This is a genomic window from Rubripirellula reticaptiva (assembly GCF_007860175.1).
Classification (GTDB): Bacteria; Planctomycetota; Planctomycetia; order Pirellulales; family Pirellulaceae; genus Rubripirellula; species Rubripirellula reticaptiva.
Genome location: NZ_SJPX01000004.1, coordinates 1,055,233 through 1,077,983 on the forward strand (window position 1 = coordinate 1,055,233; position 22,751 = coordinate 1,077,983).

Here is a 22,751-nt window from a genome sequence, read left to right on the forward strand (position 1 = left end):
AACAAGTCCTAGGTATGGGATCACTAAGTATCCATGATCCGGTCAGCCTGACCAGGACACGAAAACGAAGCTACGGAACCAGCACGTAGGTAAGTAGGCAAGTGGTTCCGTAGCCGCGTCTTGCAATCAGCAGCGGGGGCCGAGGGGCCGCTATTTTGCCGCAGTTTCCGGCAATCGCTTGATCGACACCTTGCGGAACTCAACCGGATCGTTGTGCCCTGCAAATCCAAAGAAGCCGCTTGTCCGCGTCAGTCCCGGGTGCTTCTTGTCAGCCAAAAAGTCTTTTGCCTCGGACAGGTCCGTGTCCAGGATCACGTTGCCGTTCAGTTCGACCTTGATTTTCGACCCGTCAACGGTGACTTCTTGGAAATTCCACTCGCCAGTGGGACGCAGGTAGCCGCGAACCGCCGCTGCCATCCCGTAGGCACTGCCGTGATACTGGCGAGCGTCAAGCTTGGCATACTTGGGATGCTCGGAATCGAGTACCTGCAACTCGGTCATCGCTGCGTAGGCTGCGTCGCCTTCGCCGCCCGACCGGATCGCCAAGCCGTTGTTGCCGCCTGGCGGCAAGCGGAACTCGACGCGTGCGATGAAGTTGGCGTACTCGTCTTCGGTCAACAGCAACCCGCCCGATCCTTTTTTGCACACGATTGCGTTGTTGACGACTTCGTAATTGTCCGTTGCGCCCTGCCATCCCGACAAGTCGTCGCCGTTGAACAGCGACTTGAACGCTTGCGAGTGATGGTTTTGAAGAACAGCGTTGGCTTCTTCGGGCGATAGTTCTTTGACCGCCAATTTTCGCCAACGGATCTCGCCGCCATGAGTTTGCAATTCAATCGGCCCCGACTTCAGCAGCGGTGCCGCGCGGTCCCAGTAGTTTTCCATGATCGCGTGATCGACCACCAACAGATCATTCAAGTAAACCGTCGTTCGCGCACCGACTTGGACAATGCGAACTTGGTTCCAACTGCCTAGTGGTGCATCGGCCAGGACAAACGGGTTTTTGCCCGCCGCACCTTCGCTGTTATTCCAAAGTCCGCCGCTGCCGAGATCCGATCCAATCTTAAATTTGGCAGGATCGGTGTAGTCCCAAATCTGAACCTGGGGCGTTCCTTTCAAATAGATTCCGCTGTCGGCGCCCGGAACGGTCTTGTATTCCAGCATCAATTCGTAGTCGCCGTAGTCCTTGGCCGTGGTCAGGTACGGGCCTTTGCCGTCGTTGACCAGTTCGCCATTTTCGATCGTCCAATGCTGTTTCGCTTCGCCCATCCACTGATCAAGTTTCTCGCTGCGCTCGTCATCTGACAAAGCCGCAAAGTCATTCGGGTTGAAGTGGGGTCGAGCGTTCCACCCGTCCAGTGTTTCACCGTCGAAAATCGGCGTAAACCCGCGAGCTGTGTCGCCAGATGCGGGAGTTTCAGCAAACGCTGGGCTAGCCAACACAAAACAAGCGACCAAGGTCGTGACCGATCGGCCAAATGGAAGTCTCATCGTCTTCATCGAAGGTTCCAGGGTGGAGGATTCAGGGCGGGAGTACTAAGGGAGGGATCGTGCGGAAACAAATTCGGGATTTTACTCTCCCTATGGGAGAGTCGGACGCCGTAGCGGCCGGAGAGGGTTTTGCATGAGTCCCTCCCCGGCCGCTACGGCGTCCGACCCTCCCGCAAGCGGGAAGGTAATGTTGAGATTGTGAATTCCGGAGTTATCGCTGAACAAGTTCTGAGGCATGATCTCTGAAACCAAGTCGGCTTCGCGACGATTGTAGTTGACCGCTGCCCGAGCGTGGTACGGTGATCAATTCGCCGAACCTCGGCTAACATACGATAACTGCGTCAGCACCGGGTTGGCGTCCAAGGCAAGCAAATTTTACACGCGAGCATCCAGCGATGATCAAACGAGGGCTCGCCGCTGTCTTCATCGCTCCGATTCGGTTTTACCAGATGGCGATCAGCCCAATGTTGGGGCCGAACTGTCGGTTTTCGCCCACCTGCAGCCAGTACACGATCGAGTCGATTCGCAAATACGGCGTCGTGCGAGGAATCTATCGCGGCACACGCCGGATCATGCGATGCCACCCCTGGAACCCCGGCGGCTACGACCCGCCATGACCTATCGTCGCCATGACCCATCGTCGTTCGCGGTACACTTCGCTGGCATCAGCAAGCTCTGCTGCTGTGCTTTTATGCGTCTGGCAATTCAACGTCCTACGACTCGCGGCAAGAGAACATGAATCGAATGCTCGGAAGCCTTGGCTTGTTGCTGCTGGCATTTTCCACCGGATTGGCAAGCGAACCGAACCCGTCGTACCCCAGCAATGTGCCTCCGTTCACGCTGCCCAGTGTCACCGGTGAAGCCGTCACCTACTCGGTCAGCGATCGCGCCGACATCACGGTGTTGTGTTTCTTGGGGACCGAGTGCCCGCTGGCCCGACTGTACGGCCCAAGATTGCAAGCGTTGGCGGACCGGTTCGATACCGATGGCGTTCGCTTCATCGGCATCAACAGTAACGTGCAAGACTCGATGGAAGAACTAAAGCAGTACGCCATCGATCACTCGCTCACTTTCCCTATCACCAAAGATTACGAACGGTCCGTTGCACTTTCCGCGGGCGCAACACGTACTCCCGAAGTCGTCGTGGTTGATCGAGTCGGCGCGGTCCGGTACCGCGGGCGAATCGATGACCAATATGAACCCGGCATCGCCCGATCCGAAGCCACTCAGCATGATCTCGCCGACGCGATCGCCGCGCTGGTGGCCGGCAAGCCTGTCGCCAATCCTGTCACGACGCCCGTCGGATGCCTGATCGCGTTGCCTCGCATAACAAATCAAGCATCGCTGTCGAATCCCTTGCCGAAAAGTGCGATGCAGAAAAGCGAGTTGCCGATCGATGCACCGGTAACGTACTGTGGCCAGATCGCCAGTCTGCTGCAGCGACACTGTGTCGAGTGCCATCGCGAGGGCGAGATCGGCCCATTCGCGCTCGACGACTTTGACGAAGTCGTTGGTTGGGCCGACATGTCGATCGAAGTCATCGACAATCACCGCATGCCTCCCTGGCACGCCGCCGACGGCCACGCGGAAATTGCCAACGCGCGTTTGATGCCCGAATCGGACAAGCAACAACTGCGGGACTGGGTCGATGCCGGCATGCCCTACGGCGACGCCAAAGAATTGCCAGAGCCCATCAAGTACGTGGACGGATGGCAGTTGCCAAAGCAACCAGATTTAGAACTGGCGATGTCCACGACGCCGTTCGAGATTCCGGCGGACGAAACAGTCGAGTACCAGTACTATGTCGTCGACCCGGGATTCGAAACCGACCGCTGGGTCAAGGCTGCCGAAGTGGTTCCGGGCAACCGTGCGGCCGTGCATCATTCGATCGCTTTCATTCGGCCACCCGATGGTGGCGACTTTCGGTCCATCGGATTGTTGTCGGCCTACGTCCCCGGGCAACGCCGCAGCGAACTGCCCGATGGTTATGCCCAGCGAATTCCGGCGGGTTCGCGAATCGTCTTTCAAATGCACTACACGCCGACCGGAAAGCCGGAAACCGATATCACTCGCATCGGTTTGGTCTTTACCGACGAGTCCGAAGTGACTCATGAAGTCGTCACACTCGGCGGGATCCAGCAGCAGTTTGAAATTCCGCCCGGTGATGCCAGCTATCAAGTCGATGGCGACATCGGGTACTTTCCTCGCGATGGCATCCTGTTGTCGATCATGCCTCACATGCACTTGCGAGGCAAATCGTTCGAGTTCACGACCGTCCGCGACGGAAAGAAGGAAACGCTGTTGGAAGTCCCCCACTATGACTTCAATTGGCAGCACAATTACGCGCTCGCCGATCCCGTCAATCTCGCCGATGTCGATGACTTGTCGTTCGTCGCCACGTTCGATAACTCGGACGACAATCCGACCAACCCTGACCCGTCCGAGTACGTGACGTGGGGCGACCAAACGTGGCAAGAAATGGCGGTAACCTTTGTAGCCGTTGCCGTTCCGCATGAACGTGAGGTAGCGAAGACCGTGGCAGTTGATGTCAGTGCGGATGCAGACAATGTCAAGTCGCCTCAGGAAACCCAACGCCGCGAAAAAGCAAAGCGGTTCGCCGCCGAGTACTTCGCTCGCTTTGACAAAAACCAAGACGATTCAATCGACGAAGACGAACTGCCACACAGTGTTCGGATCTTCGCCTTCCGATCCTTCGACGAAAACCGCGACCAACGAATCACCAAAGACGAAATCGAATCGCAAGCCTACTGGCGAAATCAATGATCGACATCGCGGAAATTGCATCGCGAAATTCGCTCGCCGGTACGCTGGAGATATGGGGCTGTAGTCATATCGGTTTGTTCAAGTTGGATTGAATTAGTGTGCGATTAGTGCTGATGAGTGTTCCAGAATTCTACTTTTAACGATTCTTGGGGACGTGAAGATCGTCAATAACAAAGCGTTTCCATTCCGGTTCACCCTTCTTTCCAAAGTTGATGAGATAGCCAACCCGCTTGCGGGCGATTCGCATGTAATTGAACAGTTGGGCTTCATGATCCGAGCACAACTCATTCATAGCTTTCAACTCGACCACAATTTCACCAAATACCAGCAGATCAGGTCGGTACTTTGCATTGAGAAGATGTCCCTTAAAGTAGATGTCGAGTTCCGTCTGTGCAACAAATCCAAATTTTCGAAGCCCCAGTTCAAACTCCAGTGCCGATTGGTAAACATCTTCAGCCATACCGTAGCCAAGCTCGTTATAGACCTCGAAAGCGGCCCCCATCAGATCGTATCCTTCTTGCTTTAACATCACATTGCATCCTTTTTTGAGAGGCGTTTTGGGGGAACACTAATCTTCACTAATCGAACACTAATCTTTGAGGACGCCGCTCAGCATTGCAGCGCACGGGGCCATCGGCCCAATCTTCGCTTCCTCATACCTAACACCTAAACCCTAACACCTACTTCCTTCCCTTGTTTTCTCGTTTAGCTAACTGGATCGTTGACCACCGCTGGATTGCGGCAGTGTTGCTTGTCGCTTGGACCGTGTTGATGGCGATCGGGCACTACGATCCTCGCCTGATCTTGCCAGAGCCGAAATTCGAACCGGCGCTGCGTCAGACGCAATCGGAATCCGCTCCGCTGCCTGCGTCGGTGGGATCCAACGTGAATCCTGTGCGTGTGGCCAGCGGCGATGTGATCGTGGTGGCTCATAGCGACGACTTTTTTACGCCTGACGGAGCGGACGCGATCCGTGATGCGGTCGTGGCAATCGAGTCGCTTGATCATGTGGACAGCGTGTTTTGGATGGACGACGCGCCGCCGCTGAACATCTTTGGCTTGCCAGAACCAATTTTGCCCGGCCGAAACGCGTCGGCAACTCGGTACGCAGACGCACGCGATCGGGCGCTGCAGCATCCCTTGGTGGCCGGTCAGTTGATGTCACGCGACGGGAAGACGTTGTTGTTGATGGTGTCGATCGATTGGCTGTTCGTCACGCAAGACAGCGACGCCACCGATCGGCTGCGCGACGTCGCCGCGGCGGCCGCGGCAAAGTACCCCGGTGCAAAAATGTCGTTCGCGGTGACAGGTGAGGTGCCGATCCGTGTCAGCCGTGCCGCCAGCACTCGGTCGAACGAACGCAAGTATCAAGCGATCGGCTACTCGATCGCGCTGTTGATCGCGTTCATTCTGTTTCGTGGTTTGTCCAGCGTCATCATCGTTGCGTTGGCTCCGACGATGGGCGTATTCTGGACTCTTGGCCTGTTGCACTTCATCGGGCTCGACGACAACCCGTTCAACAGCGTCATTGTGCCGGTGTTGTTGTGCATGGTCGGATTCACCGATGGCGTTCACATGATGGTGCAAATTCGTCGCCACCGTGCCGAAGGAATGTCGGCCGGCGATGCAGCCAAGCTTTCCATTCGCGAAGTCGGCTTAGCGTGCTGGTTGACCTCGCTGACCACCGCGATTGGTTTCGGTTCGTTGGCACTGGCCCATCACGAAACCGTTCGCGAGTTCGGGTATTGCTGTGTGATCGGCGTGTTGATGACGTTCGTGTCCGTGATCACCGTGATTCCGCTTGCCTGTGCAACGCCGCTCGGGCGGCGAGTGCATTCGGGCTATGGTAAGAATTTGATCGACCGCAATCTCAGCCGCATTTCAGTGATCATCGACTTCGTGCTGGCTCGGTCACGCAGCGTCAGCATGATCGCAATTGCAACGACCGCGATACTTAGTTTGGTCACGTTACAGCTTCGTCCCGACGAACGTTTGACCAGCAATCTGTCGGCCGGCAGCGAAGCGACTCGGGCCCTCGCCCAGATCGACCGCGACTTTGGCGGCATGGAGACCGCCGAAGTTAGCATTGCCTGGGGGAAATCAGTTTCCGCCGGCGATCCGGAAATCGGCCAAGTCGCCGATGAAGTCAACGAAGTTCTGCGAGGTGAACCGCTGATCGGAAACCCATTGTCGATTGTCAACTTGATCGCCGCACTGCCTGGCGAAGGCAAAACGTCGGCTCGCATGTCGATGCTTGAACTATTGCCGCCGCCGCTCAAGCAGGCGTACTATCGCCCCGTCGACAATCAGGCCACGGTTCGGTTTCGATTGCAAGACTTAGGCATCGCTGCGTACGGAGAAGTCTTCGAAAGGATCGAAGTTCAGTTAGCCGAGATTCAAAGTCGCCATCCTAAATTAGAGATCACCCTTGACGGCGGTGCGGTTTGGCGGTGGAAGAATCTGTATCAAATCGTCGTCGACTTAGCGCTCAGTTTGGGCACAGCAAGCTTGATCATTTTTGGCGTCTTGTCGGTCGTTTATCGCTCGCTGCGACTGGGGCTGATTTCGATGGTGCCAAATCTTTTTCCGCTAGCCATGACGGGCAGCCTGTTGTGGCTGGTCGGTATGAATTTGGAAATTGTCAGCGTCTGTGCCTTCACAGTTTGCTTGGGCATTGCAGTCGACGACACGATCCATTTTCTGACTCGGTATCAAGAGGAAACGTCATCCGGCGAAGACGAAGCCGCCGCCATTCGCCGCGCCTTCATCGGCGTTGGCACGGCGCTGGTGATGACGACGATCGTATTGATCGTTGGTTTTGCGACCGCACTGATCAGTGATGCGCGGGACCACCGCATCTTTGCCGCGATGGGTATCCTAACGATCGGCAGCGCACTGTTCGCCGACCTCGTCTTTTTGCCAGCCATGCTGGTGCGATTCGCGAAACCCAAAAGTAACAACGAATGATCGAATTCCAAATCGCAAGTCTCGAGGAACTGCAAACCTTCGCCAATCGGTTGGCGGCTATTTTACCGACCAACGTCACGATCGGTTTGGTCGGCACGTTAGGCGCCGGCAAAACATCGCTGACCCAGGCCATCGCCCGAGCGATCGGAATCGACTCGGCCGACGTCACCAGCCCCACCTTCACATTGCTGCAGTCGCATCAAGGCACCCGAGCCGCAGACAGCCAGCCAATCAAACTGCACCATCTAGACGCCTACCGAGTCACCGACGACGACGAGTTCATCGAACTGGGCGTGGAAGAACTCTTCGACGAAGACAACGCCTGGACCGTCGTCGAATGGGCCGACCGAGTAAGAACCTGCCTGCCAGACGAAACGTTATGGTTGAAGTTGACCCTAACTTCCGACTCGGAAACCCGAAAAATCGCGGCGTGGACCGACGATGCCGGGCTCACCGCAATGATCGGGTCAATGAACCGTTAGCGGGGTTGGGGTCAGGAATGGACGCGGGATGGCCGGTGTCCCCGCGACTGTTGTGGATTCTTGGATTAAACTTCTCGGATGAATAAACGACTCACAAAAATTAGCAAGTATTTGGCGTTCATTTTGCGTCATGAACCTCAATCGATTGGATTGAAACTGGATGCCGAAGGCTATTTGAACGTTGACGAATTGGTGGGGAAGTCCAACGCCACCGGAAAATCGATCACTCGCGAACAGGTTCAACAGGTCGTTGCCGGCCATGAGCCGCCGATTTTTGCGCTCAGCGAAGACGGTTCCCGCATCCGTGCTGTTTGATCGACAAGGTGTATCAAGACGATGCCTCTGCGACCCATCAAAGTTCCCGACTCCATCAAACAACTGGCCTATTTCGATGGGGCCGAGGAGCTGATTGATTCAGCGAACGAAGCGATCGAAGCGTTCATGCTGGAAGACGAGGACGTGATTGAAAACTTCGTCAACTGTGACTTCCACTTGTTCGATCAAGTTCTGACATGGATCCTTGACGAGCATTTGCTGACCGGCAATCGTTTCCTTGAATTCGGATCCGGTTTTGGTGTCGGGTCGATGTTGGCGTCGATGCGTGGCATGGAATCGGTGGGGATCGAGATCGAGCCGCGATTGGTCGAGCACTCGACTCGCGTGATCGAAGAACTCGGCAGCGATGCAAAGATCTACTGCGGCAGCTTTATCCCCCGAGGCATCGAAGGTTTGCCGGATCTGGCCAGCGACGTGGACCATGTCGATGGTGAAGAGGGCGACGTGTACGACGAGATCGGAATGGAAGTTGACGACTTCGACCTGATCTTCGCATTCCCTTGGCCCGGCGAGCACAGCTTTTTTGAAGCCATCTTCGAGGCCAGCGCCGCCAAAGGAGCACTGCTGCTGACGTATCGCGGCAGAGAAGGAATGCACCTGCTGCGCAACGAGTAGCCGGGCACATGCGGTCGGGAACCCTAGCGGCAATGCCAAGCAATTGATTCGGTTTTGCAATGGATATCGCTGGGGATATCGCTGGCGTACGGTCGGTTGGTCGCGTGCCTTGGTAAGGCTGTCTCGTTATTGAGTTTCGCAAAAAGCGAGAAAGAAAATGTGACCAGGTAACACAACGGTAACATTGGCTTCCTATTCTGGCCTCGTGATGTTCACAGCTTTTTAAGCCACAAGCACAGGAAGACTCAGATGCGTAAAACACAGTGTAGCCGAGGTCGATGGTCATTCCTGACCGCGGTCGCCTTCATGATCTTTGTCGGTTTCGCCTCGCCGGCGCCGGCTGCGACGGCAACGGAGATGCTCGAAAAGGGGATCTATACCGAAGAAACGGTCGGCGATTTAGAGGCAGCGATCCAGGTATACGAGAAAGTCGTTGGGCAGGGGAAGGATTCCATCAAAGCCGCCGCCGAGGCTCAATTTCGAATCGGCGTCTGTTTCGAAAAGCAAGGGAAAGCTGACTTGGCCGCCAAAGCATTTCAGGCCGTCATCGACAACTTTCCGACCGCGACTGAGTTTGTTAGCCAGGCAAAGAGTCGATTGCCAGGAGACCCCGAGCTGTTGGCGGTGCCATGGGGCGACGGAGATGAAACTCAGTACGAGTTGAAGTTGCAAAACGGAATGGGAATCGGCACGCAGATTTGGCGAGTGGCGAAGAGTCAATTGAATGGAAATCCGGTTTGGGAATGCAATACTTGGCAAGTCATTTCCATCAATGGTCAAAAGCACATCAGTCAAGTGTTCGCCGATCCAAAAACGTTTGCGCCAATCGAGAGCACTTGGTCACACACGTTGCTAGGCAAAGCAAAAGCCGACTACGGCAAAGGCGAAGTGACGATCCGAATGGCCGGCAAGGATGAACCGACAACGTTGAAAATCGACGGTACGAATTTTGACAACGAGCAAGGCTCGGAAGTGTTTCGCCGACTTCCTTTGTCCGTCGGATACAAGACCAGCATGAGCGTCGTCTCATCGTTAGGATCAGCGAAGGTATCGCTCGGAATTGAAGTCACCAAACTCGAAACGATTGAAGTTCCGGCGGGCAAGTTCGAGTGTTTTCGAATGCAAATCGACATTGGGCAAACCTTCTGGATCTCCAACGACGCCCATCGCTATATCGTGCGTTTCGAAGCGGGCGGTGCTTCGGGAGATCTGATACGTGCCTCCAAACTGGATAAAGGCGAAGCCACCAAGCTGGACTTCGAGGGTGTCACGGCTGTTGTGCCGGCCGGATGGTTTTCTTACTCGCCGTCGAATTCCGGCGCAAGCAAAACGAAAAAGATGTACCTGATCGATCCCGAGTGCGTAGGTGACACTCGCATCGAAGTCGGCCCCTTGTCGTCGATCAAGTCCAAGCACGACTCGCCCAGTGCGTGGATGCAAAACGCGTTAGATGAATACAAAGAACACATGCAGGGATTTACGATCGGTAAAGATGGCATCCGGACGATGAAAATCGGCGACCTTGATGCTGCGGTTGCCGAGATTGAGTTTGTTGATGGCAAGCGCAAGATGAAAGGCCGGCGGATCTGTGTGTTTGGCGAGTCGACCGCGGCCAACATCGGCTACATGGCCGAAACGGACAAATTCCAAAGTCTGGCAAAGCCGTTTCAAACCATTGTCGACAGTATGAAGGTGAAGTAGGACAGCCCGAATGCCCAAAAGTGAACGCCTCGCGTGGCCGATCCTGTTGCTGCTGATGACGGTACTCGTGCCGTCAGCGGGAGTCGTTTGGATGATGCGCGAGGCGGTTCGCAACGAACGGCTGGCGTCCAATCAACGATTGCGTGAGGCGTACCAGATTCAACTGGAGGCTGCCGGCCAGGCCGTGCGAGAGCGTTGGTCAAGTCATGCGTCGGCAAGTCAGGCACTATCGCAAAATAATGATGCCAGATCGCCTGCCCGGTTGTTTGCCGACCTCGTCTCGCGTGGCGGCTTGGACAGTGTGTTAATCACCGATGGCCAGGGAGATATCCTCTACCCCGACCCGCCACGTTCGCTTCGACGACGCACCGAATCAATCGATCCGCTTTGGCTGCAAGCCGAGAAACTCGAGTTCACCGATCGGCTGTTCGCCGAAGCTGCCCAGGCCTACACCGAACTGGCCGCGCGTAGCGACGACGCGGTGGTCAGCGCGCGAGCGCGACAAGCCCAGGTACGGTGCCTGATAGCGGCCAATGATAACGCGGCAGCAATCGAAGTCTTGCAGTCGCAGCGAACCTATTCGGCGCTTTACGACGCTGATGGCCGATCGTTGGCCGCCGCAGCCGAACTGCGTTTGCTAGAAATCATGCCGCCTCAAACGGCGGCTTGGGTCGAGGTGCGCGAATCGTTGCATCAGCGATTGGGAAACTACGACGACGTTACGATGACTTCGGCGCAGCGGCGCTTTTTGATGAACCAGTTGCCGCAGTTCACCGATCAACCCATCGATTGGCCGATGCAGGACGCCGAAGTCTTGGCAGCGCAGGCTGCCGCGACTAAGGGGATCACTCAAGCCGATGCGAGTTTGCAACCAACCAGTTTGCCTGGACTGTGGGCTCGAGCCTCGTCCGACGATCGGTTGATCGAACTGTACCGAACCGCGACACTGCGCAAAACACTGTTGCAATTGACCGACGGATCGTTGCTGCCCAGTGGTGTCGCTTTTGCAGTGACGGCGCCAACGGAAACGTCCGACCATTTGATGGACACTTCGCTGGGCGACGACATGGGCCGATGGCGATTGGGTCTTGCGATGACCGGCGGCGACCCATTCGATGATGTTTCCAAGCAACGGCGGGCCGTTCATCTTTGGATCGGCTTGCTGGTGATTGCCGTGACTTGCGTACTGGCTTGGCTGCTGGCAACCTCGCTCAGGCAACGATTGCGGTTGGCACAACTAAAGAACGACTTAGTCGCCACCGTCTCTCACGAGCTGAAAACACCGCTCGCCTCGACTCGGTTGCTCGTTGATACGTTGCTTAGCGCCGACGAAAACGACGACAGTCAAGCCAATGCGAAACAAACTCGCGAGTACCTGCAGTTGATCAGCCACGAGAACGCAAGGTTGACGCGATTGATCGACAACTTCCTAACGTTCTCGCGAATGGATCAAGACAAGGCGATTCTAGATTTTCGAACCGTCGACGTAGGCGATTTGGTGAATCAAGCCGTGACGGTTTTTCGCGAGCGCAGCGGAATCGACGACGATTCATTGCAAGTCGACGAAGTGCCCGAATTATCGGTCTCTGGCGACTTGGATTCGCTGGTCACTGCCGTGGTCAACCTGTTGGAAAACGCGTGGAAGTATAGCGAAGATCCGAGAAAAATTACGGTGACGACGGATGCAGATCAGCAGCACGTGAGACTGGCGGTGCGCGACAACGGAATTGGAATGAGTGCCCGTGAGATCGACCGAGCGTTCGATCGCTTTTATCAAGTCGATCAACGCGTGTCGCGAACGCGCGGTGGATGCGGTCTGGGGCTCGGTATCGTCAAGGCGATCGCCCAGTCACACGGCGGCAGCGTTCGGGTCGAAAGCGAACTAGGTGTGGGTAGCCGTTTTACTGTGTGCCTGCCAAAGTTAATGACGAGGACCGAATGACAAACTCACCACGCGTATTGATCGTCGAGGACGACGCCACGCTGCTTCGTGGCCTGAGCGACAATTTTCGCGGCGCCGGATTCGTGGTAGAGACCGCGACTGACGGACAATCGGGACTGTCTCAGGTGCTGGCCGCACCGCCCCAGTTGCTGCTGTTGGACATCATGCTGCCACACTTGAACGGATACGATCTTTGCCGTCGCGTGCGAAAAGCAAACTTGGACCTGCCGATCTTGATGTTGACGGCGAAGGGGCAGGAAGAGGAGATCGTACGAGGCTTGGAATTGGGCGCCGACGACTACATGACCAAACCGTTTGGCATCCGCGAACTGCTAGCCCGAGCCCAACGTTTACTCCGCTCGCACCCAGGTCAGGCACAAGATTCGGTCACGCTTGGCGACGTCCGATTCGATCGCAGCGCTCGCAGGCTAGTGCGACAAGGTCAAACGATTGGGTTGACGGCGAAGGAATATCAGTTGCTTGAATATTTCGTCTCGCATCCCCACCGCGCTCTGACCCGCAGCAACATTCTGGATAACGTTTGGGGGCGTTCGCCGATCGTCACCACCCGAAGTGTCGACCGCTGTGTGGCCACGCTGCGAGCAAAGTTGGAAAGCGAACCGAGTCGCCCTCAGTTCATCCACACGATTCGTGACGTGGGATACCGATTTGAACCAGCCGATTGAGGGCTGCCGTTTATGATTAGTTGCGCCAAATTCAGTGAAACGGTGGCCGACTTCGGCTAAACTAGACGACAGCGGTGTGCGTTTAGGGATGAGTTCGGAAGCAACTCCAGCATTGACAAACTCAAAATCACCCTCCCGGAGGAGAGTGATATCCGGATCTTATTTCCTTGCGATTCCTACCTAACTGCGGTCTAGCCACGCTGACGCTAGTAATACCCGGCTGTCTCGAACGGCCGCCTGCCTTTGACGCCTGAGCTCTGCGAAATGCCAATTCATTCTGGCTGCCGATTCGTTCTTCTTTCACTCTTGATGCTTGTGGTCTGCGTGACCGCAGATTCGGTCGTGGTCGCCGGGGATCTTCGTGATCAGATCGAGCCACTGTTCGCTAAATACTGCAGCGACTGTCACGCCGGCGGAGCTGACGAGGGTGGGCTCGATCTGGATGTCTTGGGCGACGACTTGAGTGACGCCGAGACATTTGCTCGCTGGGAACGATTGTTTGACCGCGTGATGTTTGGCGAGATGCCGCCCAAGGATTCGTCGCCCGTCGCGACCGCCGATTTGGATTTGTTTCGGCGCTTGATCGACGGTCAACTGCAAGCCGCGCATCGGAACGCCAAGGGGACGGTCTACCGGCGTCTGAATCGGCGTGAATATCAAAACACGATGAACGATCTGTTCGGCACGAATTTAGATCTGCAGGGGCTGCTACCGGAAGACGGGCGGACGGGCGAGTTTGACAATGTTGGCGCATCACTGAACGTATCGATGGTCCAGTTGCAGCGTTATTTGGAAGCGGCTGATTTGGTGATGGATACGGCGATTGCAAAGACGGTCGCTAAGCCCGCAGCAAAAGTGAAACTTGCTAACTACGCCGACACTCGCGAGGGAGAAAAGCATATCGGGACGGCTTGGAAACAGCTCGACGATGGTTCAGTCGTGTTCTTTCGTGACCTGAGCTACCCGACCGGCATGTTGCGAACGGCGGATGTTCAGACGGCGGGACGTTACAAGATCCGAGTCACGGGGTACGCCTACCAGTCCGACAAACCGATCACGTTTGCAATCGGCGCGACGACGTTCCAGCGTGGGGCTGAGCGACCGACGTTCGCCTATCGCGAGATGAATCCAGGCGGCCCGATGACGGTCGAGGTTGAAGCCTGGATCGAAGAACGATACATGATCGAACTGACGCCTTGGGGGATTAGCGACCCGGACTATCTAATCAAGAAACACGGACTCGATGCGTACCAGGGACCGGGATTGGCTATCAGCCAAGTCGAACTGATTGGTCCGCTAGTTGATGAATTTCCCAGTCGCGGACATCGCCTGATGTTCACCGGTCTGGGCCGCAACGAGATCCCGCCTCGCAATCCCGAACTGAAAGACAAGCCGTGGTACGTTCCCCAATTCACACTTCGTGACGATGCCGACGACTTGGTTCCCGATCGATTGCGCGAGATCGCGACGACTGTGTTTCGGCGACCTGCGAACCAAGAATCCGTCGACCGGTATGTCCAGCTTTATCAGGATCAACGCGCCGACGGACTTCCCGCCGAACCGAGTTTGAAGACCGCGGTCGCAGCGATCCTGTGTTCGCCCGATTTCTTGTATTTGCAAGAACCCGCTGGCAGGCTGGATGACTACGCGTTGGCATCGCGGCTTTCGTATTTCTTGACGCGAACGGCACCGGATGCGGAATTGCTGGCCGCTGCTGCGTCGGGTGATCTGACGACCGATCGCGACGTCTTGTTGAAGCACACGCGTCGACTGCTAGCGGATCCCAAGCATCAGCGATTTGTAATCGACTTTACAGACGCTTGGCTGAATCTGCGTGAGATCGATTTCACCAGTCCCGACCAGTCTCTCTTTCCCGAATACGATTCGTTCCTACAACATTCGATCCTGCAGGAATCTCGCCAGTTTTTTAGCACGCTGATCGCCCAAAATCTTAGCGTCGTGAACTTGGTCAAATCAGACTTTGCAATGCTAAACAATCGATTGGGTTTGCACTACGAGATTGATGGTGTCGATGGCCCTCAAGTGCGAAGTGTTCGATTGGTGGACGACAGCGTGCGTGGCGGCGTGTTGACCCAGGCCAGCGTCTTGAAAGTTTCAGCGAACGGAACCAACACGTCGCCGGTGGTTCGCGGCGTTTGGGTGATGGAGCGGATCCTGGGCGTCCATCCGCCACCGCCGCCACCCGGGATCCCCGGTGTTGAACCCGATGTTCGCGGCGCGTCGACATTGCGTGAATTGCTGGACAAGCATCGCAACCTTGATCAGTGTATGGCCTGTCACCATTTGATTGATCCGCCTGGGTTCGCTCTGGAAAGTTTCAACCCAGTGGGCGGTTGGCGTGATCGTTTTCGTCGACTCGGTGAGGGCGAGAAGGTGGATAAGGTCATCGACGGCCGCAAGGTCCGCTACCGACTTGGGCCGCCGGTCGATGCGACGGGGCAATTGGTAGGCGGCGAGAAATTCACCGGGTTTCTTCAGTTCCGTGATCTGCTGGCGCGTGACGAAGACCGGCTGACGCGTGCCTTCGCCACCAAACTGCTGACGTTTGCGTCGGGTCGAGAAATGGGGTTCAGTGACCGAGACGCGATCGAAGAAATTGTCGCTCAATCGAAACGGAACGGGCACGGCGTCCGCGGTCTGATCGAAACGATCGTCGCCAGCGAGCTGTTCCATTACAAGTAGTTTGCCGAGCACGAGAAGTTCGCCGGGTCACATTTCATCTTCCAAATCACCGCCACCACTACAAAAGCATCCGAGCGATCATGACTGATCAACTGAAATTGAATCGCCAAGCACGTGCGTCTGGCGTGTCGGCCTTTCCGCTTGTGCACATCGCCAAGTCACGTCCGCTGAGTCGACGGACGTTTTTGGCGGGAACGGGTATCGCATCGATCGGGCTGCCATTGTTGGAAGCGATGTCGCCGTCGATCGGGCAACGAGCGTTGGCTGTGGCTGCGGAACAGCAGCAGTCCCCGAAACGGTTCGTTGCCATGTGTGCAACGCTGGGATTTCATACGCCGTCGTTGTTCCCGGAAACAGAGGGACGCGATTTTGAGTTGACTCCCTATTTGGAAAAACTGGCCGACCACCGCGACCAAATCACGTTGCTGTCCGGTCTTTCGCATCCGCAACAGCAAGGGAACAACGGTCACGCATCCGAGCTGACTTGGTTGACCGCGGCGCAGCGTCCTGGGCTGGCCGGATTCAAGAACACCGTATCGCTAGACCAATTGATTGCCCAGCAAATCGGCGTTCAGACTCGCTATCCGTATTTGGCACTATCGACTAGCGGACGCAGCATGTCGTGGACTTCCAACGGTGTGGAAATTCCGGGAATGACGTCGCCGTCGAAATTGTTCGCGGCTCTGTTCATTGACGGCACGGCCGACGAGATTGAGGCCGAGATGAACGGTCTTCGTCGTGGGAAGAGTATTCTGGATACGATCGGCGGTCGCGCTCGCGAATTGCAGCGGACGGTTGGACGGCGTGACCAAGAAAAGGTTGACGAATACTTGACGGCGGTCCGGTCGTTGGAAAAACGGCTGTTGCAGTCCGAGGACTGGGTGCGCCGGCCCAAACCGCACGTCGATGCACAGCGACCGACCGACGTGGCCGATAAAAACGATGCGATTGCCAAACAACGATTGTTGTACGATCTGATCGTGATGGCGCTGCAGACCGATTCGACTCGCACGATCACTTATCAATTGAGCGGGATGAATGCGGTCCCTGCGATACCTGGGGTCAGCAATGACTGGCATGGTCTTTCGCATCACGGGAAAGACCCGGAAAAGATTTCCGAGTTGCAAAAAATCGAACAAGCCGAGTTCGAAGTCCTGGGTGAATTTCTGACAAAGCTTCGTGCGATCGAGGAGAACGGCAAGTCGTTGTTGGATCACACCGCCGTGATGTTCGGATCGAATCTGGGCAATGCGAGTGCCCACGATTGGCATAACTTGCCGCTCGTCGTTGCCGGCGGTGGCTATGCGCACGGCGCGTACGTGGCTCACGACGCGACTGACAACACGCCGCTTTCGAACTTGTACGTCGAATTTGCACAGCGGATGGGAGTCGAAATTGATCAGTTCGGATCCAGCACCGCGGCCGGAGTTCGCGGACTGAATCGGCCCGGCTAATTGATACGGTGCCGAAGCACCAACGCCAACGCCACCGAGTCGAAGCTGCTACCTTCTAGTCTTCGGTCCCCACCAAATCCCAACTCCCAACTTTCCTTCACACGGTTTGACAGAATGATCTGCCCACTGCCCCGCTTCGTATTTTTGCTGATTGGACTGGCCGCGATCATTCAGTCGACTTCCGGGGTCGCGGAAGAGACCGCCATCAAGCACTCGTTCTTCGTCGCCGGGCCAGTGTTCACCGGAATTGTCGGCGAAGATGGCGAAACGGTCTGGGACTCGGGGCGGGCAGGCGCCCGTGATGGTTGGGTGTTACCAAACGGCAACGTCCTGATCGCATGGAACGACGTTGTCAAAGAGTTCAAGATAGACGCGGCTTCAGGGAAGAACTCTCAAAAGACAATCGTCTGGCAGTACAACCTCGACAAAACCAACAAGGAAATCGGAACCGTCCAACGTTTGCCGTCGGGGCTGACGTTGGTCACTGAACTCGGCGCCAAGCCGCGGTTGATGGAACTGGATTCGGAGGGCAAGATTCAAACCGAGTTTCCGTTGCAACCCGAAACCAAGAATGCTCACATGCAGACTCGGATGGCTCGCAAACTTGCCAGCGGCAACTATCTGGTTCCTCACCTGTTGGCGTTTCAAGTCAAAGAATACACGCCGTCGGGCGAAGTCGTGCAGTCCTTTGCCACCGACTTAGAATCGCTGGGCGGACAAGCGGCTAAAAACTGGCCATTCACGGCGATTCGGCTGGAAAACGGCAACACGGTGATTTGTTTGACCAACGGAAACAAAGTCATCGAAGTCGACGATCAGGGCAAGGTCGTTTGGTCGGTTACCAATGAAGATCTTCCCGGGAATCCGATCGATGATGCGTGCGGTGGTCAACGTTTACCCAACGGCAACACCGTGATCGCGTCGTATCACGCGAAGGTTGGCGTCAAACTGTTGGAAGTGACGGCCGACAAAAAGATTGCTTGGACTTATGAAGGCCCTAATCGCGTCCACCATTTCCAAATTTTGACAACCAATGGGCAACCCGTCACTGGGTCACCCATGAAATGAGGATCCTTACCTCTGCGGTGCATCAAACAGTAGCCCGCCAGGTTGTCGTTTTGGGATGGGGATTCGCCTTCTTCGTACTGGGCTGTGACTCATCACGATCTGGTAGCGATCTGGCTTACCCGCAACGTGCGATCAAAGTCATCGTGCCGTTCGCGGCCGGTGGTGGCAGCGACACGTTTGCTCGGATCATTTCCACGGCGGTGGAAGAGCAAGGATTGCTCAGCGAACCGCTGGTCATCATCAACGTTCCCGGCGCTGGCGGCACGATCGGAAGCCGCCGAGTGAAAAATGCTCGGCCGGATGGCTACACGGTGCTGTTATTGCATGAGGGGATTTTGACGGCCAAGCACTCGGGACAAGCGAGCTATGGCCCTGAAGCTTTCACGCCCATTGCGGGCACGAGTGATGCGACGCAGGTGATCGCGGTCGCGGGCGACTCGCCAATCGAAAACTTGTCGGCATTGATGGACTCGGCACTCAGCACGCCGGATACCGTTGTCTTCTCTGCCAACGTTGGCGCCCCGAGTCACTTTGCTGGCTTGATGTTGGAAGCCGAAAAACCGGGGGCAAGTTTTCGCTACACTCAGACCGGTGGCGGAGCGAAACGTTTTGCAGCCCTTCAAGGTGGTCACGTCGACGTCTCGGCCTTCTCGATCGCCGAGTACGTTCAATTTGCTCCTTCCGGCATGCGGGCGCTCGCTCTGTTAGGGCCCGATCGAAACGCTGACTTGCCGGATGTTCCGACAGCCCAAGAACAGGGCTTTGATGTGATCAGTCAGAACATGCAGTTTTGGTGGGCTCCGCTGGGCACGCCGGTTGATCGTGTCGAGACGGTCGCTGCGGCCGTCTGCTCGGCAATGAACAGCCCATCGGTTGAGAAGCAACTTTCCGCGATGAAGATTGCTCCGGTGGCCTTGCGTGGCGAGGCGCTAGAGCAAGAACTTGACCGTCGCAGTCGGCGCATCACTGCGGTGGCACCTCGGCAAAACGCTGACCTGCCCAATTTTCCAATGATCGCTCTCGTCTTGACGATTGTCATCGCAGGTGTGTCGCTAGTGCGTGCTCGGTCACGTTCGCGTGCGACCGAGGCTACTTGTCCTCCGCTTATTGCTAATTGGTCGTCATTCGAATGCTTCACGCTCGTCGGGATCATGACGATTGCTTATGCGATCAGTCTCCATTCAGGTGTTTTGGGTTTCATTCCCTGCACGGCCGTCTATGCATTTGCCCTCAGCGGCACACTCGCTAAAGCTTCGGGAGCTTTGCGTCGGCCGATTCAGCCTCGAGTGGTGGCAAGCATCTTGATCGTCACGACGACCATGAGTTTCGGGATGCATTTTTTGTTCACCAAAGTCTTGGTCGTTGATCTTCCGTAAGGGGATTCCTAGGAGTCGTTTTGTTTACTGATCTGGGCACTGCTGCCGAACTGTTGTTCTCGCCAACTTCGTTGATGTTGGTGGCAATAGGCTCGTTTCTCGGAATCATCGTGGGCGCCATCCCCGGACTGACCGGCGCGATGTTGATCGCTTTGGCTTTGCCGCTGACGTTTTCGATGGGCGGCGAGCTTGCGCTTGTCTTGTTGGTGTCGATGTACGTCGGTTCGGTCAGCGGTGGGCTGGTGACCGCAACGCTATTGCGCATGCCAGGGACTCCCGCGTCGATCATGACCACGCTCGACGGATACCCGATGGCTCAACAAGGCAAGTCGGGACGAGCACTCGCACTCGGGATCGGCGCTTCGTTTGTTGGCGGAATGATCTCATGGGGATTTTTAGTTTGCCTTGCCGAACCGATGGCCATTTGGTCGTTGTCATTTGGCCCGTTCGAGTTCACCGCACTCGTGTTGGTCGCAATGGTGTTGATCATGTCAGTCAGCGGTCGATCGCTAAGTCTAGGTGTGCTGGCCGGTGCGATCGGTGTCCTGATCGCGATGCCGGGCAGTTCGCCTGCGACGGGTGTGTCGCGATGGACGCTCGGATTACACGAACTCGATGATGGTTTCAAGCTGTTGCCCGTCTTGATCGGATTGTTCGCGGTCAACCAAGTCATCCGCCAATTGCTTTGCTCCGGCAATGAAGGAGGTGTGGATTCTAAGTTGTCATTGAATCGTCGAATCCTTCACTCTCCCTCTGGGAGAGTCGAGCCTAAGCGAGGAGAGGGCCGAGTGCTGGAGTCCTCCCCTCGCTTAGGCTCGACCCTCCTTGAAAAGGAGGGTGAAGTAAAACTTCACGACCTCAATGACGAAGGCGGTAACGTTAGCCATGCGAGTGCAGAGTCTACTAGCGTCATCGATTCGGGCGATGCGTTGCTGTTTCATCGACGGGACCTGCGAACTCACGGTCCCAATTTGCTACGTTCGTCGTTGATCGGCACTTGGATTGGAATTCTGCCCGGTATTGGTGCCAATATCGGATCGGTGATCGCCTATGCGGCGGCAAAGAAGTCATCCAAGCATCCCGAACAGTTTGGCCACGGCAGCGAGGAAGGCGTGGTTGCGTCCGAGTCCGCGAACAACGCAACGATCGGCGGTGCGTTGATCCCGCTGGTTTCGATGGGCATCCCCGGCAGTGTGATCGACGCCATTCTATTAGGTGCGTTTGTGATCCATGGTCTGCAACCAGGACCAATGCTGATGCAGCAGAATCCGTTGGCCGTGCAAACGATCATGGGCGCGCTGTTGCTGGCCAACGTGTTCACGCTTCTGTTCCTGTTAGTGGGCGCCCGATCGATGGTTCGAGTCGCCAGCATTCCGCGATACGTTTTGTTGCCTGTCGTGATGATCTTTTGTGTGATCGGCTCGTTCGCACTGGCCAATCGAATGTTCGATGTCTGGGTGATGCTGGGGTTTGGTGTTGCCGGATATCTGCTTGAACGAGCCCGCATCCCGCTGGCGCCACTAGTGATCGGATTTGTGCTCGCTCCGATCGGCGAAGAACACCTCAGCGCTGGATTGATGCAAAGCGGCGGAAGCTGGCTGCCGCTAATCCAACGGCCGATTTCGATGACCCTGTGTGTGGTTGCAGCAGCTATCTTCTCATGGACACTATGGCAACGCTTTCATCGCAATGATTCCACCCACTCGAACGCCCCATGACTGACAATCGTCCCAACATTCTGTGGTACTGCACGGACCAACAACGTTTTGACACCATCGGTGCGCTCGGAAACCCGCACGTCATCACACCAACGCTTGACCAGTTGGTGGCTGACGGTGTCGCGTTCACTCACGCGTATTGCCAAAGCCCGATTTGCACGCCAAGTCGTTCCAGCTTCATGACAGGCATGTACCCGTCACGAGTACACAACACTCGCAATGGTAACGAGTCGTTTCCGAGTGAGCCGCCGGTGGTGACCAAGTTGATCGCGGAATCGGGATACGACTGTGGAATGGTGGGCAAGTTTCATTTGCAAAGTGCCGGACATCGGACCGAGCCGCGTATTGATGATGGGTTTTCGTACTGGAAGTTTTCGCATGCACCGCGCGATGACTGGTCGGAAGGTCACGACTATGCCGAGTGGGTTCGCGAGCGGGGCGGCGACCTCGATGCGATGCGGCAAAGTGACCAGCGAGTCCCGCCCGAGTTCCATCAAACGACTTGGGGTACCGAGTGCGCGATCGACTTCATTTCCAAGCAACGAACATCGGACCAGCCCTGGTTGCTGAACGTCAATATCTACGATCCCCATCCGCCCTTCGTCCCGCCCAAGGTTTATGCGGACCGGTTCGATCGTGACGCGATGCCTGGACCACACTTTCGTCAATCCGACATTGCGCATCAAACCAAGCTCGCATCGCTCGATTTTCAAGACGAGCTGAAGACACCCGAACAGCACAACGCAAAACAGGTACAAGCACACTATTACGCGATGATCGCTCAAATCGATGATCAGTTTGCGCGCATTCTTGACTTGCTCGATCAAATAGGCCAGCGAGACAACACCGTGATCATCTTCACCAGTGATCATGGCGAGTCGTTGGGCGATCACGGCTTGATGTTCAAAGGCTGTCGCTTTTACGAGGGCCTCGTTCGCGTTCCCCTGATCTTTTCGTGTCCGGCTCGGTTCCAACGTGGCGTGATCGGTAGTGGGCTGGTAGAGCTGTTGGATCTGACCTCGACGTTGATGGACCTCTGTGGCCTATCGTGCCCAGACACGATGCAGGGCAGAAGCTTGCTGCCGGTGCTGCGTGGTGAAGCTGATCCCAACCACTTGCGAACGTCGGTCCGCAGCGAATACTTCGACGCTCTGGATCCTCAGTTCACGGGCGGAACGGGAACGTTCGGAACCATGTACCGGACCGAACGTCACAAGCTGTGCATGTACCACAACAAAAACTTGGGCGAGCTGTATGACCTGCAGGAAGACCCCTGGGAGTTCAACGATCTGTGGGACGCCGCCGACCACCAAGACATCAAGCATCGCTTGATTCGCGAAGCCTTCGACGCGCACGTCGTCCTAACCACCGACATGGGTTCGCCACGAATCGCCCCGATGTAGTCGTCTCCAATGCGAAAGCTCAGTG

17 protein-coding genes are annotated in these 22,751 nt (G+C 56.1%); 15 read left to right on the top strand and 2 right to left on the bottom strand.

Annotated features, from left to right (window positions below):
- Positions 1–150 precede the first annotated feature (150 nt).
- The gene (locus Poly59_RS21025) at positions 151–1,500 is read right to left on the bottom strand and encodes a 3-keto-disaccharide hydrolase (RefSeq protein WP_222436146.1); all 1,350 of its coding nucleotides are present in this window, start codon (positions 1,498–1,500) and stop codon (positions 151–153) included.
- A gap of 386 nt (positions 1,501–1,886) precedes the next feature.
- Between Poly59_RS21025 and yidD the strand changes: the two genes are divergently transcribed.
- Together yidD and Poly59_RS21035 are read left to right on the top strand one after the other, a co-directional pair.
- Positions 1,887–2,108, top strand: coding sequence for a membrane protein insertion efficiency factor YidD (yidD, locus tag Poly59_RS21030; protein ID WP_146536025.1), 222 nt, complete (start codon positions 1,887–1,889; stop codon positions 2,106–2,108).
- A gap of 118 nt (positions 2,109–2,226) precedes the next feature.
- On the top strand, positions 2,227–4,275 hold the full coding sequence (locus Poly59_RS21035; protein WP_146536026.1) for a redoxin domain-containing protein: 2,049 nt from the start codon (positions 2,227–2,229) through the stop codon (positions 4,273–4,275).
- A gap of 136 nt (positions 4,276–4,411) precedes the next feature.
- On the opposite strand, the gene Poly59_RS21040 is transcribed toward Poly59_RS21035, so the two are convergent.
- Positions 4,412–4,804: a GxxExxY protein gene (locus Poly59_RS21040; RefSeq protein WP_146536027.1), complete on the bottom strand. Its 393-nt coding sequence runs from the start codon at positions 4,802–4,804 to the stop codon at positions 4,412–4,414.
- Between the two features lie 164 nt (positions 4,805–4,968).
- On the opposite strand from Poly59_RS21040, the gene Poly59_RS21045 reads away from it, so the two are divergent.
- The 13 genes from Poly59_RS21045 to Poly59_RS21105 all read left to right on the top strand — a co-directional run bounded on the left by Poly59_RS21045 (position 4,969) and on the right by Poly59_RS21105 (position 22,726).
- Positions 4,969–7,242 carry an efflux RND transporter permease subunit gene (locus Poly59_RS21045; protein ID WP_246151813.1) on the top strand — a complete coding sequence of 758 codons (2,274 nt, stop codon included), beginning with the start codon at positions 4,969–4,971 and terminating at the stop codon, positions 7,240–7,242.
- Positions 7,239–7,724 (top strand): tRNA (adenosine(37)-N6)-threonylcarbamoyltransferase complex ATPase subunit type 1 TsaE, encoded by a 486-nt coding sequence (gene tsaE / locus Poly59_RS21050; RefSeq protein WP_146536028.1) that lies wholly within the window; start codon positions 7,239–7,241, stop codon positions 7,722–7,724. The genes Poly59_RS21045 and tsaE overlap by 4 nt, the downstream gene beginning before the upstream one ends.
- Before the next feature lie 78 nt (positions 7,725–7,802).
- A complete protein-coding gene (locus Poly59_RS21055) occupies positions 7,803–8,039 on the top strand; it encodes an RNA 2'-phosphotransferase (protein WP_146536029.1) in 237 nt (78 codons plus the stop codon).
- A gap of 21 nt (positions 8,040–8,060) precedes the next feature.
- Complete coding sequence (locus Poly59_RS21060; RefSeq protein ID WP_146536030.1) at positions 8,061–8,675, top strand: class I SAM-dependent methyltransferase; 615 nt, start codon at positions 8,061–8,063, stop codon at positions 8,673–8,675.
- A 249-nt stretch (positions 8,676–8,924) separates the two neighbouring features.
- The gene (locus Poly59_RS21065; protein ID WP_246151814.1) at positions 8,925–10,376 is read left to right on the top strand and encodes a DUF3108 domain-containing protein; all 1,452 of its coding nucleotides are present in this window, start codon (positions 8,925–8,927) and stop codon (positions 10,374–10,376) included.
- Positions 10,377–10,386: 10 nt separating this feature from the next.
- Positions 10,387–12,318 carry an ATP-binding protein gene (locus Poly59_RS21070; protein ID WP_246151815.1) on the top strand — a complete coding sequence of 644 codons (1,932 nt, stop codon included), beginning with the start codon at positions 10,387–10,389 and terminating at the stop codon, positions 12,316–12,318.
- Positions 12,315–13,004: a response regulator transcription factor gene (locus Poly59_RS21075; RefSeq protein ID WP_146536031.1), complete on the top strand. Its 690-nt coding sequence runs from the start codon at positions 12,315–12,317 to the stop codon at positions 13,002–13,004. The genes Poly59_RS21070 and Poly59_RS21075 overlap by 4 nt, the downstream gene beginning before the upstream one ends.
- Before the next feature lie 309 nt (positions 13,005–13,313).
- The gene (locus Poly59_RS21080; protein ID WP_222436147.1) at positions 13,314–15,707 is read left to right on the top strand and encodes a DUF1592 domain-containing protein; all 2,394 of its coding nucleotides are present in this window, start codon (positions 13,314–13,316) and stop codon (positions 15,705–15,707) included.
- 80 nt (positions 15,708–15,787) lie between these two features.
- Entirely contained in the window at positions 15,788–17,161 is a 1,374-nt protein-coding gene (locus Poly59_RS21085; protein WP_146536033.1) for a DUF1552 domain-containing protein, read from the top strand.
- A 114-nt stretch (positions 17,162–17,275) separates the two neighbouring features.
- Positions 17,276–18,229: a beta-propeller domain-containing protein gene (locus tag Poly59_RS21090; RefSeq protein WP_146536034.1), complete on the top strand. Its 954-nt coding sequence runs from the start codon at positions 17,276–17,278 to the stop codon at positions 18,227–18,229.
- A gap of 17 nt (positions 18,230–18,246) precedes the next feature.
- Positions 18,247–19,605 carry a tripartite tricarboxylate transporter substrate-binding protein gene (locus Poly59_RS21095; RefSeq protein ID WP_186776424.1) on the top strand — a complete coding sequence of 453 codons (1,359 nt, stop codon included), beginning with the start codon at positions 18,247–18,249 and terminating at the stop codon, positions 19,603–19,605.
- Between the two features lie 20 nt (positions 19,606–19,625).
- Entirely contained in the window at positions 19,626–21,323 is a 1,698-nt protein-coding gene (locus tag Poly59_RS21100; RefSeq protein ID WP_146536036.1) for a tripartite tricarboxylate transporter permease, read from the top strand.
- Positions 21,320–22,726, top strand: coding sequence for a sulfatase family protein (locus tag Poly59_RS21105; RefSeq protein ID WP_146536037.1), 1,407 nt, complete (start codon positions 21,320–21,322; stop codon positions 22,724–22,726). Before Poly59_RS21100 ends, Poly59_RS21105 begins: the two co-directional genes overlap by 4 nt.
- Positions 22,727–22,751 lie beyond the last annotated feature (25 nt).

Excerpts from the sequence above, each read along its gene's own strand:
- Poly59_RS21025 (WP_222436146.1), bottom strand. The coding sequence starts at position 1,500 with ATGAAGACGATGAGACTTCCATTTGGCCGATCGGTCACGACCTTGGTC.
- yidD (WP_146536025.1), top strand. The coding sequence starts at position 1,887 with ATGATCAAACGAGGGCTCGCCGCTGTCTTCATCGCTCCGATTCGGTTT.
- Poly59_RS21035 (WP_146536026.1), top strand. The coding sequence starts at position 2,227 with ATGAATCGAATGCTCGGAAGCCTTGGCTTGTTGCTGCTGGCATTTTCC.
- Poly59_RS21040 (WP_146536027.1), bottom strand. The coding sequence starts at position 4,804 with ATGTTAAAGCAAGAAGGATACGATCTGATGGGGGCCGCTTTCGAGGTC.
- tsaE (WP_146536028.1), top strand. The coding sequence starts at position 7,239 with ATGATCGAATTCCAAATCGCAAGTCTCGAGGAACTGCAAACCTTCGCC.
- Poly59_RS21055 (WP_146536029.1), top strand. The coding sequence starts at position 7,803 with ATGAATAAACGACTCACAAAAATTAGCAAGTATTTGGCGTTCATTTTG.
- Poly59_RS21060 (WP_146536030.1), top strand. The coding sequence starts at position 8,061 with ATGCCTCTGCGACCCATCAAAGTTCCCGACTCCATCAAACAACTGGCC.
- Poly59_RS21065 (WP_246151814.1), top strand. The coding sequence starts at position 8,925 with ATGCGTAAAACACAGTGTAGCCGAGGTCGATGGTCATTCCTGACCGCG.
- Poly59_RS21070 (WP_246151815.1), top strand. The coding sequence starts at position 10,387 with ATGCCCAAAAGTGAACGCCTCGCGTGGCCGATCCTGTTGCTGCTGATG.
- Poly59_RS21075 (WP_146536031.1), top strand. The coding sequence starts at position 12,315 with ATGACAAACTCACCACGCGTATTGATCGTCGAGGACGACGCCACGCTG.
- Poly59_RS21080 (WP_222436147.1), top strand. The coding sequence starts at position 13,314 with ATGCTTGTGGTCTGCGTGACCGCAGATTCGGTCGTGGTCGCCGGGGAT.
- Poly59_RS21085 (WP_146536033.1), top strand. The coding sequence starts at position 15,788 with ATGACTGATCAACTGAAATTGAATCGCCAAGCACGTGCGTCTGGCGTG.
- Poly59_RS21090 (WP_146536034.1), top strand. The coding sequence starts at position 17,276 with ATGATCTGCCCACTGCCCCGCTTCGTATTTTTGCTGATTGGACTGGCC.
- Poly59_RS21105 (WP_146536037.1), top strand. The coding sequence starts at position 21,320 with ATGACTGACAATCGTCCCAACATTCTGTGGTACTGCACGGACCAACAA.